We start from the raw sequence: 13,309 nt of genomic DNA, 5'->3' as shown, positions 1-13,309 counted from the left end.
GATCCACCCGCAATGATGCAGGAGAAGTATGTTTTCGAAAATTCTGGTGGCCAATCGCGGCGAAATCGCGATCAGGGCGTTTCGCGCTGGTTATGAACTGGGCGCCAAGACCGTAGCCGTCTTTCCGCATGAGGACCGTAACTCGATCCACCGGCAGAAGGCCGACGAAGCTTACCTGATCGGCGAGGTGGGCCACCCCGTCCGCGCCTACTTGGACGTAGAGGAGGTTGTCCGCGTCGCCAAAGAAGCCGGCGCTGACGCCATCTACCCCGGTTACGGCTTCCTCTCGGAGAATCCGGACCTCGCACGTGCAGCCAAGGCCGCCGGAATCACCTTCGTGGGCCCGCCGGCAGAGGTACTGGAGTTGGCAGGCAACAAAGTGGCTGCCCTGGAAGCTGCCCGCAAGGCAGGCGTGCCCGTCCTGAAGTCCAGTAAGCCGTCCAAGGACCTTGACGAGCTCATTGCGGCCGCTGACCAGATCGGGTTCCCGATCTTCGCCAAGGCAGTCGCCGGCGGTGGCGGCCGTGGCATGCGCCGCGTGGAGACTCGCGAAGCCCTTCCTCAAGCGCTCCAGTCGGCCATGCGCGAGGCCGATGCGGCCTTTGGTGATCCCACGATGTTCCTCGAGCAGGCAGTGTTGCGTCCCCGGCACATCGAAGTGCAGATTCTGGCTGATGCAGAGGGCAACGTCATGCATCTCTTTGAGCGTGACTGTTCACTGCAGCGCCGTCACCAGAAGGTGGTGGAAATCGCGCCGGCGCCGAATCTGGATGAGAACATCCGCCAGGCGTTGTACCGCGACGCCGTTGCCTTCGCGAAGGCCTTGAACTACGTCAACGCAGGAACCGTTGAGTTCCTGGTTGACACCGAAGGTGAGCGTGCCGGCCAGCACGTCTTCATCGAAATGAACCCGCGCATCCAGGTCGAGCACACCGTGACCGAAGAGATCACGGACGTAGACCTGGTGCAGGCACAGATGCGCATTGCCTCAGGGGAGACCCTTGCGGATCTTGGCCTCAGCCAGGAGTCGGTATCCATCAAGGGTGCAGCACTGCAGTGCCGCATCACCACCGAAGACCCCGCCAACGGCTTCCGGCCGGACGTCGGAAAGATCACCGGTTACCGGTCAGCCGGCGGCGCCGGTGTAAGGCTCGACGGCGGTACGGTTTACTCGGGTGCTGAGATCAGCCCGCACTTTGACTCCATGCTGGTGAAGCTGACGTGCCGCGGCCGTGACTACCCCGCAGCCGTTGCGCGTGCCCGCCGTGGTTTGGCCGAGTTCCGCATCCGTGGCGTATCCACCAACATCCCGTTCCTGCAGGCCGTCCTCGCGGACCCTGATTTCAACGCCGGCAACGTGGCCACGGACTTCATCGACAAGCGCCCGGAACTCCTCAAGTCGCACATTTCGGCTGACCGCGGCACCAAGCTCCTCACGTGGCTGGCCGAGGTCACCGTGAACAAGCCGAACGGTGAGCTGAAGGTCCACTCCGATCCCGCCAGCAAGCTGCCGGTCATTGATGCTCCGGTTCCCACCTCAGGTTCGCGCCAGAAGCTGATCGAGCTTGGACCCGAGGGCTTTGCCAAGGCACTTCGCGAACAGCAGGCTTTGGCCGTGACGGATACCACCTTCCGCGACGCACACCAGTCGCTGCTTGCCACGCGAGTGCGCACCCGCGACCTCGTGGCGGCAGGGCCGGCAGTTACCGCGCTCCTCCCGGAACTCCTTTCGGTGGAAGCCTGGGGCGGTGCCACCTACGACGTAGCGCTCCGATTCCTCGGTGAGGACCCCTGGGACCGTTTGGCGGCCTTGCGCCAGGCACTCCCGAACACCTGCATCCAGATGCTCCTCCGCGGCCGCAACACTGTTGGCTACACGCCGTACCCGGAAGAAGTGACTGAGGCGTTCGTGAGCGAAGCAGCGGCCACGGGCATCGACATCTTCCGCATCTTTGACGCCCTCAATGACGTCAACCAGATGGCCCCGGCCATCCGGGCAGTGCGCGCAACCGGAACCGCAGTCGCTGAAGTGGCACTGTGTTACACCGGCAACCTCCTTGACCCCAACGAGGACCTGTACACCCTCGACTACTACTTGAACCTCGCCCAGAAGATCGTCGACGCCGGTGCCCACATCCTCGCCATCAAGGACATGGCTGGGTTGCTCCGCCCTGCGGCAGCGGCAAAGCTGGTCACGGCCCTGCGCGAGCGTTTTGATCTTCCCGTGCACCTGCACACGCACGACACCGCCGGTGGGCAGCTTGCCACGCTCCTGGCTGCCGTCGATGCCGGAGTTGACGCCGTTGACGTCGCTGCCGCGTCCCTTGCCGGAACCACGAGCCAGCCGGCCGCGTCGGCGCTGGTGGCAGCATTGGCCAACACGCCACGCGACACCGGGCTCAGCTTGACCAACGTGGGCGCCATGGAACCCTACTGGGAAGCCGTGCGCCGCGTCTACGCGCCGTTCGAGTCCGGCCTGCCGGGTCCTACAGGGCGCGTCTACCAGCACGAAATCCCCGGTGGCCAGCTGTCCAACCTTCGCCAGCAAGCCATCGCCCTGGGCCTGGGCGAGCGGTTCGAAGCCATTGAGGACATGTACACGGCGGCAGACCGCATCCTCGGTCGCCTGGTAAAGGTAACGCCGTCCTCCAAGGTGGTGGGTGACCTCGCCTTGCACCTGGTAGGCCTGAACGCCGATCCTGCGGACTTCAATGAGAACCCGCAGAATTACGACATCCCGGACTCCGTTATCGGCTTCCTCTCCGGCGAGCTGGGAGATCCTCCCGGAGGCTGGCCCGAGCCGTTCCGCACCAAAGCCCTCCAAGGCCGCAGCGTCAAGGTGCGGGACGTGGAGATCAGCGCAGAAGACAGCGCTGCGCTCAAGGGTGATTCCAAGACCCGCCAGCACACGCTGAACCGTCTCCTCTTCGCAGGACCCACCAAGGACTACCTGAAGAGCGTCGACACCTACGGCAACATCTCCGTCCTGGACACGCGCGACTACCTCTACGGTTTCCAGCATGGCGAAGAGCACGTCATCGAGTTGGAGAAGGGCGTCCGCCTCATTGCCCAGCTTGAGGCCGTATCCGAGGCTGACGAAAAGGGCATGCGCACGGTCATGTGTACGCTCAACGGCCAGTCCCGCCCCGTGGTGGTCCGTGACCGGTCAGTGGTCAGCAACGTCAAGGCTGCCGAAAAAGCCGATCCCGCACAGCCCGGCCAGGTTGCCGCACCGTTCGCAGGTGCCGTGACCGTCACTGTCAAGGCCGGCGACGTCGTCAGCGCAGGCGACACTGTGGCCACCATTGAGGCGATGAAAATGGAAGCGTCCATTACGACGCCGGTAGCCGGCACGGTTTCCCGCCTGGCCATCTCCGCGGTGGAACAGGTACAAGGCGGCGACTTGCTGCTGGTAATCGGCTAGCAACGGCCAAAGAAGTACCCCGTCCGGGCATTCCCGGACGGGGTACTTTTTTGTCTGGCTCTTCTTTATGCCCGCCAAAGTGGTCCTGGCCGGACGGACTTAGGAGGCGCGGGGTGCCGAGTACATTTCCTCGATCACAGTGTCGAAGTCTTTCATGACCTGTGCGCGCTTGACCTTGAGGGACGGGGTGAGGTGCCCGGAAGCTTCCGTGAAATCCGCCGGAACGATCCTGAACGACTTGATTGCCTCTGCCTGGGACACGGATTGGTTGGCTTTGGTGATGAGCTCCTGCACGGCGGCCTTCACCACGGCGTGATCGGTGGCTTCGGCCAGCGTAGTGCTGGACGGTAGTCCGTGGCGTTCCAGCCAGCCCGGGAGTGCTTCCTCGTCGAGAGTGACCAAAGCGCCAATGAAGGGGCGGTTGTCTCCAACTACAAGGACCTGGGAGACCAGGGCGTCTGCGCGGATCTGGTCCTCCAACAAAGCAGGCACCACATTCTTGCCACCAGCTGTGACGATGATTTCCTTCTTGCGGCCTGTGATCTTGAGGAAGCCATTGCTATCGAGTTCGCCAATATCGCCGGTGCGGAACCAGCCATCGGCAAAGGTTTCTTCCGTCAGGTCTTCGCGCTTGTAGTAGCCGCGCATGACGCACACGCCCTTGGCCAGGATTTCGCCGTCCTCGGCGATCTTCACGGAGTTGCCAGGCAGCGGGGCACCTACGGTACCGATCCTGATCATGGAGGGCGTGTTGACGGAAATGGGGGCCGTGGTTTCCGTCAAGCCATAGCCCTCCAGAATTTGGAGGCCGATGCCCTGGAAGAAGTGCCCCAGGCGTTCGCCCAGGGGTCCGCCGCCAGAGACAGCGTGGGCCACGTGACCGCCCATGGCAGCCCGGAGTTTCCCGTAGACCAGTTTGTCGAACACAGCGTGCTTGATTTTCAGGCCGATGCCCAGGGAACCTGACTGGCGCGCTTTGGAGTAGGCAATCGCGGTATCCACTGCCCGGTGGAAGATGGCGCCCTTGCCGCCGTCTTCGGCCTTGGTCAGAGCCGAGTTGTAAACCTTCTCAAAGACCCGCGGTACCGCCAGGATGAAGGTCGGCTGGAAGCTCTGGAGATCAGCCAGCAGATTCTTGATATCCGGGGTGTGCGCCACCTTGACGCCACCAGCCACCGCCAGCACCGAGATGAAGCGTGCGAAGACGTGCGCCAGTGGGAGGAACATGATGGTCTTGGCGGACTCATTGATGATCTCGGGCAACGATGCCCGGGCGTTTTCCGACAATTCCACAAAGTTGCCGTGGGTCAGTTCGCAGCCCTTCGGCCGGCCAGTGGTGCCGGAGGTGTAGATAATCGTGGCGACGTCCGTGAGGCCGGCCGCGGATCGTCGGGACTCAAGCTCGTCGTCAGGTACCCCTGCACCCGCCGCGCGCAGGGCATCCAGGCCAGCGCCCTCGAGTTGCCATACGTTGGCCACCGAACTGATGTCCTCGGCTGCCACTGCCTGGCGGATGACATCCTCATGGTGCGCTGCCTCGCCAAAGGCGGCCACTGCGCCGGAGTCACCCAGGTTCCACGCCACCTGAGACGGCGACGACGTTTCATAGATCGGGACAGAGACGGCGCCGGCAAACCAGATGGCGAAGTCCACCAGGGACCATTCGTAACGGGTTCTGGACATGATGCCCACCCTGTCGCCCTGGCCTACTCCGCTGGCAATGAGGCCCTTGGCCAAGGCCCTGACGTCTGCCAGGAAGTCCGTGGCGCGGATGTCCTGCCACTGCCCGCTCTTGTCCAGCTTGGAAAACAGGGCGGGGTTGGATTCCTTGCCTGCTTCCCGGATCACGAGGTCCGTGATGTTGGTTTCCGGGGCGATGTTCACGAGGGGAGGAACACTGATTTCACGCACGGTAGCTCCTTTGATATCCACGGGCCACGAGGGGGCTGCTTTCACTCTAGTATGCCCGCTCGCGGAGGTGTGTCCTATTTCACCTACTGGCGGGTAACTTTACGGATGAGCCGTCATTTCAAGCAACTCGGGGCCATCAGGCGCCTGTGATGCAGGGGTGCGTTGCCCAGCGGAATAAGATGATGGGATGCCCGCACTACGGTCCAGTTCCCGCGCACGATTCAGGCCTCCGGCCGCAGCTTGGAAGGACGTGCCATGGGCCGCCCGCCGCAGCCACTTGGGCCGGCGGGGCCTGGCGATCGGAATCGATATCGGTGGCACCAAGGTGGCCGCCGGTGTGGTGGACGCCGAAGGCCGGGTTCTTGACGAGGCCCGCAGATCCACTCCTGGTGCAGACCCCCGTGCAGTCGAGCAGACCATAGTGGAACTGGTGGACGAGCTCAGCGCAGGGCATCGCGTAGCTTCCGTGGGCATCGGCGCGGCCGGCTGGATGGACCTCGACGGCGGCACAGTGCTGTTCAGCCCGCATCTCGCCTGGCGAAACGAGCCCCTTCGGGCGAGCTTGCAGAAGCTGCTGAGGCGTCCTGTCCTCCTGACCAACGACGCAGATGCCGCTGCCTGGGCGGAATGGCGCTTCGGAGCAGGCCAGGGCGAGAGCCGGCTGGTGTGCATCACTTTGGGTACCGGCATTGGCGGGGCAATGGTGATGGACGGCCGCGTGGAGCGGGGACGTTACGGCGTGGCCGGCGAGTTTGGGCACCAGATCATCTTTCCTGGCGGACACCGGTGCGAGTGCGGCAACCGGGGGTGCTGGGAGCAGTACGCCTCCGGCAATGCGCTGGGACGCGAAGCCCGGCAGCTCGTGCGGACCAACTCACCGGAGGGCCGGGCGCTTTTGGAGCGGGCAGGCGGTACCGCCGGGAACATCACGGGAGCAGCCGTCACAGCGCTGGCCCTCGGAGGCGATGCTACGTCCCGGGAACTCCTGGCAGACCAAGGAGAGTGGCTGGGGCTCGGCCTGGCCAACCTCGCCGCAGCCCTGGACCCTGGAATGTTCGTGATCGGAGGAGGCTTGTGCGACGCAGGTGACCTGCTGGCTGGACCGGCTCGTGAATCGTTCGCGAAGAACCTTACCGGCCGGGGCTTCCGACCCATGGCAAGGATTGAATTGGCGGCATTGGGTCCGCGTGCCGGCATGATCGGCGCGGCGGACCTCTCACGCGTCAGTGGCCGCGCGCACCACTAGACTCCGATATCTCCCGCGATCCCTCCGTAGCGACCATGCGGCAGAGGGGATAGGCACCTAGATGCGGGCGCCGTCGTCGTTGTCATTTTTTTCCTGCGGGAGCCGCATGATGAGGAAAACCACCGACGCCACAAAAGCGGCAACAATTCCTAAAATGGCGGTCAGGGGCGCGGAACGCCAGAACATTGCCGTGAGAAGCAAGGCAATGGGACCTCCCACCGCACCAACCCATGCCAGCATGGTCAGTGGCTCCGTGCCGGCAAGGCTCGCGGGCTCCTCAGGAACGAACGAGTCGTCCTCTTCATCGACCTCGAAGTCGCGAGGTCCCAGGGAGCGGCCGGTGGCCGCCGGAATTGCCGTGGCTTCGGGTGCGGGCTCCGTCACTGGCGTGGACAGGCCCAAGGGGTCGAAGTCCTTGAAGGTCTTGTTCGACTCAGACTGTGAAGTGCCGGCCTCCGAGGCCTGCTCAGCGTTGTCGGCAGCTGCCGGTTCACCCGCTCCGGACTCCGTGGCTTCCAGCCGTGCCACGAGGTCCAGCCATACGGCGTCGTCGTCTTTGTTGGCGCTCTGATCTGCAGAGTTGGGATCAGGCCTGTTCATGGGCTGTGTCCTTTTCGGGGGAGGGCCCGCGTCCGGCCAGGGTTGCAACGGTTCTTTGGATAAATTCCACGGTACCCTCGAAGATCTCCGGGGCGTCGTTGTCGAGAGTGGCTACGTGGTAGCTGTTGCCCAGGTAGCGGACATCCACCGGTGCAGTCACCCGGTCACGCAGGAACTCCAGGCTGGCAGTGGAGATGACGTTGTCCACTGTGGATTTGTAGACGAGTACGGGCGAGCTGATGCGGGGAAGGATGGCTGCTGTGTCTTTGTACATCTTCTTCAGTTGGTGGGCAGCGGCAACTGGCGTACGGGCATAGGCGCCCTCGTCCTGGTCCGGTTTAAGGATGTCGTTGGCAATGGCCGGAGTTGTCTTCACCACGTACTTCAGCGCGGCCACAATCACGGCGCGGGGATCGTCGAGGACCAGCCCCGGGTTGACCACAACAGTGCCTGCAACGGGACGCGTGGCAGCGATCCGCAGTGCCAGCGTGCCGCCCATGGACAGACCCGCCGTGAAAACGTAGTCGCACTCGGCGGCGAGCTCAAGGTAGGCCTCATCCACCGCGCGGTGCCACTCCCGCCACGAGCGCTTGGCCATGTCCTGCCATATGGTGCCGTGGCCGGGCAGCAGGGGCAGCCTGACGGCGAAGCCGGCCGCTGCCAGGTGCTCCGCCCACGGCCTGACACTGTGCGGGCTGCCGGTGAACCCGTGGGACATTACTACACCAACGCGCGGCCCAATCCCGTTCCAACTGCTGAGGAACGGCGAGAAATCCGGAAGCTTGTTCATGATGACTCTGAGGCTACTCTGTCGCTGGCGTGCTGACGGAAAAACTCTGCTGATTCTTCAAAAATGGTGGGGGCGTCAACATCAAGCGTGGCAACGTGGCCGCTGTGGGGAAGCGTGACAATCTTCAGGCGGGACGCTGCGATGTGCTTGCTGATAGTGGCCACGGAGCTGGGCGGTATGACACCGTCCACGGATGACTTGAACACCAAGGCCGGTGCTTCCACCCGGGGCAAACCGAGAGTCGCCGCGCGGAACAGCTTCTTGAGTTCATGCACCGATTTCAGGGGCGTCTTGGAATAGTCGCCAGTCTCAGCGGTGGCCGGAGCCGGTGAGTCTTCCACGATGGGGGTGGTGGTCCTCATGACATACTTCAGGGCGCCTACATACCGGACCCTGCGGTCGTAAAAGCTCAGGCCAGGATTGACCAGGACCAGCCCTGGAACGTCGTGGAGGGCGGCGACGCGAAGAGCCACAGCGCCTCCCATGGACAGCCCCGCGACAAAACAGGTGCTGGTCTGTCCGGCGAGGTCCAGATAGCTCTGCTCGAAGGCCCGGTACCAGTCTTGCCACCGAGTGGTTGCCAGATCCTGCCAACTGGTGCCGTGGCCGGGGAGGAGAGGCACCGAAACAGCAAATCCCTGCGCGGCCAAGTACTCTGCCCAGGGCAGCATGCTCAGCGGGCTGCCAGTGAATCCATGGCAGATGGCGACGCCAATGGAGGCATTGGGCCCATGGCCGGGATGGTGGAAGGCAAGCGGCGCAGAGGGTGAGGGGCGTTCCGTCATGAGTCCCATCGTGTCACTCTTCCGGAGATTTCTCACTGGAGTAGGGTTGCTGTTGAGTGCCCGCCGGGTTGCCGGAAGCATGCCAACCGTCGGCCGTGAGAGGACAAACGTGTTCTATTGGGTCATGAAGAGGATCTTTCTGGGTCCCATCCTCAAGCTCCTGTTCCGTCCTTGGGTTAAAGGCTTGGACAACGTTCCTGAGAACGGCGCCGCGATCCTGGCGTCCAACCACCTTTCGTTTTCAGATTCCATCTTCCTGCCCTTGATGGTGCACCGCCCGGTGATCTTCCTGGCCAAGTCCGAGTACTTCACGGGTAAGGGGATTAAGGGGCGGCTCACGGCCCTCTTCTTCAGGCTGAGCAACCAACTGCCCATGGACCGGTCCGGCGGCGCGGCCTCGGAGATGTCACTGCAAGCCGGCAAGGACGTCCTGAACGGCGGCGGCCTGCTGGGCATTTATCCGGAAGGCACGCGCAGCCCGGATGCCAGGCTCTACCGCGGCAAGGTCGGCGTCGCCCGTCTAGCACTGGAAACGCGGGTACCGGTGGTGCCCGTCGCCATGATTGGTACGGAGAAAGTCCAACCCATCGGCAAGCGGCTGCCGAATATCCGTCGGATTGGCCTGATTTTCGGGCAGCCGCTGGACTTCAGCCGTTACTACGGCATGGAGGACGACCGCCTGATTCAAAGGGCTGTGACGGATGAGATTATGTACGAGTTGATGCGGCTCTCCGGCCAGGAATACGTGGATGAATACGCGGCGGTGGTTAAGGCCCGGTTGGCAGGCAAGGGTCCCGAACCGGTCCATCAGGTGAAAGCAGCCGAAGACACCGCTGAGGATGTTGCCGACGACAAAGATGAACCCCGGGCAGATGGGGACGAATCCCCGGGGAAACTGTGACGCAGGCGGCACCATCAGTTACGGCTCCAGTCCCGCAACCCGGCCGGAGGCTACTACTCTTGAAGGGTGACTGAGCTAACCGCGAACACCGCATCCTCCGTAGCAGATCCCCTCGCCAGCACCGCCCAAAGCGGCGCGGCGAACTATCCCGGGCTTGACGCCTGGCGGGACCTGCCGATTTCCCAGCAGCCCACATGGTCGGACGCTGAAGTCTTCAAGGCCTCCGTCAAGGAACTTTCAGTGGTTCCGCCCCTGGTTTTCGCTGGAGAAGTGGACGTTCTGAGGGAGCGACTCGCGGCTGCCGCACAGGGCAAAGCCTTTCTCCTGCAGGGAGGTGACTGCGCTGAAACCTTTGAGGCCGCCACGGCGGACAGGATCAGCGCCCGAGTAAAGACCATCCTGCAGATGGCAGTGGTCCTGACCTACGGCGCAGCGATGCCTGTCATCAAGATGGGTCGCATGGCAGGCCAGTTCGCCAAGCCGCGCTCGTCCAATGACGAGACCCGCGATGGCGTGACACTGCCCGCGTACCGCGGCGACATCGTTAACGGCTACGACTTCACTCCCGAGTCCCGCGCGCACGACGCCGGCCGGATGCTGAAGGCCTACCACACGTCCGCTTCCACCTTGAACCTCATCCGCGCCTTCACCCAGGGTGGTTTTGCGGACCTTCGCCTGGTTCACCAGTGGAACAAGGGGTTCACGGAGAACCCGGCACACGCACGCTACGAATCACTGGCACGCGACATCGACCGCGCCATCAGCTTCATGGATTCCTGCGGTGCCGACTTTGAGGCACTCAAGCGGGTGGAATTCTTTGCCAGCCACGAAGCGCTGCTGCTGGACTATGAGCGTGCGCTGACCCGCATCGATTCGCGGACCGGCCTGCCCTACGACACTTCCTCGCACTTCCTGTGGATTGGTGAGCGTACCCGTGAACTCGACCACGCACACGTGGACTTCCTGTCCCGCGTGCGCAACCCCATCGGCGTTAAGCTCGGCCCCGGTACCAGCGGCGATGATGCCTTGCGGTTGATCGACAAGCTGGACCCCAACCGGGAACCCGGACGTCTCACCTTCATCACCCGCATGGGTGCCAGGAATATCCGCGAAAAGCTGCCGGCCGTCGTCGAACGTGTGACCGCCTCCGGCGCCCAGGTGCTGTGGGTGACTGATCCGATGCACGGAAACACGGTTACCTCGCCGAACGGCTACAAGACCCGCAACTTTGATGACGTCATTGACGAGGTCCGCGGCTTCTTCGAGGTCCACCAGGCGCTGGGTACTGTTCCGGGTGGCCTGCACGTCGAGATGACGGGCGACGACGTCGCGGAGTGCCTGGGTGGGGCCGACCCGATCGATCAGGAAGCCTTCCTGGACCGCTACGAGTCAGTCTGCGATCCCCGCCTGAACCACATGCAGTCCCTGGAGATGGCGTTCCTGGTGGCTGGGGCCCTCTCCAAGCGCTGAATATCCAGCGCTAACGCTTAAAAGTAAAAGGCGCGGTTCGGAATCATCCGAACCGCGCCTTTTACGTTTGCTGGAGTCCTAGACCACCGTCAGCGTGATAGTGGAGCCCTCGGGTACTTCTTTGTCCACCGGATTCTGGTCGCGCACTGTACCGAAGAATCCGCCCAGGATTTCGTTCACTTTCACATCAAAGCCCAGCGCTTCCAATTGTTGCCGGGCTTCTTTGGCTTGCTTGCCGATGAAGCTGGGGACCTTGACCAACTTTGGTCCCTTGGAGACGGTCAACGTCACGGACTCGCCTTTGATGAGAGTGCCGTTGGCGGGCGTCTGGGAAACCACCGCTCCCTTGGGGACGGTCTTGTCGTTGACGGTCTCCGGAGCGATCACAGCCTTCAGTCCAGCGTCCTGGATCGCCTTGACGGCAGCATCCTGGGCCTGACCCCTCACATCCGGGACAGGGATAGGCTGCGGCCCCTTGGAGACCACCATAGCCACCGGGGTTCCGTGCCGCACCTCCGTGCCCTGTGCGGGGTCCTGGGAAATAACGACGCCGGCCGGTACCTTTTCGTCGAAAGCTTCAGTGACGTTGCCAAGGGCCATCTCAGCGGTGTTCAAAGCTGTCTTCGCCTCGGCCAGGCTTCCTCCGGCCAAGGCGGGCAACGCGAACAGCTGGGCGCCTTTGGAGACGAACAGGGTGATGGATTGAAACTTTCGTACTTCGGCGCCCGACTCGGGTTCCGTGCCGACTGCCAGGCCGGCGCCGATGTCGTCGTCGAAGACATCCCGCGGCTCAGATTGGAAGCCAGCCGTGCGGAGAAGCTGCTGGGCCTCGGCGACTGTCTTGTTCTTGACGTCGGGTACGGTGCCTGGCGACCCCGGCCCCATGCCGAAGAACCATCCGGCCGATGCTGCCAGGAGCGCCAGGATGACAATGACGATTGTCCAAATCACCCCACGACGACGTGGATTGCCTTCCCGTAGCGGGCGAACCGGGGTAGCAGCTGCCCGCGCGCGGTCCTTGCTCTGTTGCCGCTCGATCCTTTTCAATTCCCGCTTGCCGGGCTGGCGCTGGTCTTCATCGCGGTCCAGCCCGGCCATGGACGCCCCGGACTGCCGAAACGCAGGACTCCCCGCGGCCATGATCGTGGTGGGATTGCGCTGCTGTGAGATGAATTCAGTGGGCGAGGCCGTGGTGGCAAGCGCTTCGGTTGGATTCCCGGCGGGGCTGCCCGGAGGGACGATGACTGACGTGGGCGCGGTGGAGGGAGCTGCTGGTTCCGGGCCCTGCCGGTGATCGAGCTGTTCGTCAGAGAGGGTGGTGCGGATGTGGCGGAGTTCGGCCAGCAGGGCCGTTCCGTCCACCGGTCTGTTCTCGGCGTCGGCCGCTGTGCACCATTGGACCAGCTCATCCAGATCCTCAGCGAGGCCCGGAGCGGCGTCCGAAGGACGGCCCACCACAGCATTGACGTGCTGGTACGCAACTTGGATGGGGGAGTCCCCTGCGTAGGGCTGCTTGCCCGTCAACATTTCGTACAGCATGATGCCCGCTGAGTAGATGTCGCTGCGCGCATCCGCCGGCTGTCCGAGTACCAGCTCGGGAGCCAAATAGGCCACTGTGCCAATCAAGGCACCGGTGCTGGTGTTGGCCGAGACTGCCCTGGCCAGACCAAAGTCGCCCACCTTGATACGTCCATCGTCCGCGATGAGGACGTTTTCAGGTTTGATGTCGCGGTGGATCAATCCCGAATTGTGTGCCGCTGCCAGGCCCTCAATAACAGGATCTATCAGAGCCAGGGCCAGCCGCGGGGGCAACGCACCTTGATCATTCAGGGTGTCTCGAAGGGTATGTCCCTGGACGTACTCCATGACGAGGTAGGCGATATGACCGTCTTCCCCTTGGTCCAGTACGCCCACAATATGGGGGTGGGAGAGGCTGGCGGCAGCTTTGGCCTCCCGGCTGAGCCGCTCCAGGAAGGTGGGATCGTTGGCCAGGTGCGGGTGCAGGACTTTGAGGGCCACGTCGCGCTCAAGGCGCTGGTCCGTGGCCAGGTAAACAGTGGACATTCCACCCCGCGCCAAGCGTGAACGGACGTGGTATCGCCCATCCACAGTGGTCCCGATGAGGTGGTCCTGCGTTGGTTCTTGCACCATACGATCCTAAACGAGACGGGGAAGGGGCCCG

At 63.2% G+C, this 13,309-nt stretch carries 9 protein-coding genes; 4 read left to right on the top strand and 5 right to left on the bottom strand.

From position 1 onward, the window contains the following. Nucleotides 1-28: 28 nt before the first annotated feature. Nucleotides 29-3,424, top strand: a complete 3,396-nt coding sequence (locus BLW08_RS22305) for a pyruvate carboxylase (protein ID WP_091328294.1) — start codon at nucleotides 29-31, stop codon at nucleotides 3,422-3,424. 99 nt (nucleotides 3,425-3,523) lie between these two features. On the opposite strand, the gene BLW08_RS22300 is transcribed toward BLW08_RS22305, so the two are convergent. After that, a complete protein-coding gene (locus BLW08_RS22300; RefSeq protein ID WP_090825593.1) occupies nucleotides 3,524-5,335 on the bottom strand; it encodes an AMP-dependent synthetase/ligase in 1,812 nt (603 codons plus the stop codon). A 187-nt stretch (nucleotides 5,336-5,522) separates the two neighbouring features. Between BLW08_RS22300 and BLW08_RS22295 the strand changes: the two genes are divergently transcribed. Next, nucleotides 5,523-6,581, top strand: a complete 1,059-nt coding sequence (locus BLW08_RS22295; RefSeq protein ID WP_090825596.1) for an ROK family protein — start codon at nucleotides 5,523-5,525, stop codon at nucleotides 6,579-6,581. Nucleotides 6,582-6,638: 57 nt separating this feature from the next. Here the strand turns inward: BLW08_RS22295 and BLW08_RS22290 are convergent, their stop codons facing one another. From BLW08_RS22290 to BLW08_RS22280, 3 genes are read right to left on the bottom strand one after another with little or no spacing between them, the layout of a single operon-like run. Beyond that, nucleotides 6,639-7,181, bottom strand: a complete 543-nt coding sequence (locus BLW08_RS22290; protein ID WP_091328290.1) for a hypothetical protein — start codon at nucleotides 7,179-7,181, stop codon at nucleotides 6,639-6,641. Then, on the bottom strand, nucleotides 7,168-7,971 hold the full coding sequence (locus BLW08_RS22285) for an alpha/beta hydrolase (protein ID WP_091328288.1): 804 nt from the start codon (nucleotides 7,969-7,971) through the stop codon (nucleotides 7,168-7,170). The genes BLW08_RS22290 and BLW08_RS22285 overlap by 14 nt, the downstream gene beginning before the upstream one ends. Further along, nucleotides 7,968-8,756, bottom strand: coding sequence for an alpha/beta hydrolase (locus BLW08_RS22280; RefSeq protein WP_090825735.1), 789 nt, complete (start codon nucleotides 8,754-8,756; stop codon nucleotides 7,968-7,970). The genes BLW08_RS22285 and BLW08_RS22280 overlap by 4 nt, the downstream gene beginning before the upstream one ends. A 109-nt stretch (nucleotides 8,757-8,865) precedes the next feature. Between BLW08_RS22280 and BLW08_RS22275 the strand changes: the two genes are divergently transcribed. Beyond that, on the top strand, nucleotides 8,866-9,657 hold the full coding sequence (locus BLW08_RS22275) for a lysophospholipid acyltransferase family protein (protein ID WP_090825738.1): 792 nt from the start codon (nucleotides 8,866-8,868) through the stop codon (nucleotides 9,655-9,657). 66 nt (nucleotides 9,658-9,723) lie between these two features. Further along, a complete protein-coding gene (locus BLW08_RS22270; protein ID WP_091328287.1) occupies nucleotides 9,724-11,127 on the top strand; it encodes a class II 3-deoxy-7-phosphoheptulonate synthase in 1,404 nt (467 codons plus the stop codon). A gap of 78 nt (nucleotides 11,128-11,205) precedes the next feature. Here BLW08_RS22270 and pknB read toward each other — a convergent pair whose 3' ends face one another. Then, a complete protein-coding gene (gene pknB, locus BLW08_RS22265; RefSeq protein ID WP_091328285.1) occupies nucleotides 11,206-13,278 on the bottom strand; it encodes a Stk1 family PASTA domain-containing Ser/Thr kinase in 2,073 nt (690 codons plus the stop codon). Nucleotides 13,279-13,309 lie beyond the last annotated feature (31 nt).

It is taken from the genome of Arthrobacter sp. cf158 (assembly GCF_900106835.1).
In the GTDB taxonomy this organism is placed as follows: Bacteria; Actinomycetota; Actinomycetes; order Actinomycetales; family Micrococcaceae; genus Arthrobacter.
This window is presented reverse-complemented; position numbering and strand designations above follow the sequence as displayed.

What these genes read in the sequence shown, in the direction of transcription:
- BLW08_RS22305 (WP_091328294.1), top strand. Translation starts at nt 29, where the DNA reads ATGTTTTCGAAAATTCTGGTGGCCAATCGCGGCGAAATCGCGATCAGG.
- BLW08_RS22295 (WP_090825596.1), top strand. Translation starts at nt 5,523, where the DNA reads ATGCCCGCACTACGGTCCAGTTCCCGCGCACGATTCAGGCCTCCGGCC.
- BLW08_RS22290 (WP_091328290.1), bottom strand. Translation starts at nt 7,181, where the DNA reads ATGAACAGGCCTGATCCCAACTCTGCAGATCAGAGCGCCAACAAAGAC.
- BLW08_RS22285 (WP_091328288.1), bottom strand. Translation starts at nt 7,971, where the DNA reads ATGAACAAGCTTCCGGATTTCTCGCCGTTCCTCAGCAGTTGGAACGGG.
- BLW08_RS22280 (WP_090825735.1), bottom strand. Translation starts at nt 8,756, where the DNA reads ATGACGGAACGCCCCTCACCCTCTGCGCCGCTTGCCTTCCACCATCCC.
- pknB (WP_091328285.1), bottom strand. Translation starts at nt 13,278, where the DNA reads ATGGTGCAAGAACCAACGCAGGACCACCTCATCGGGACCACTGTGGAT.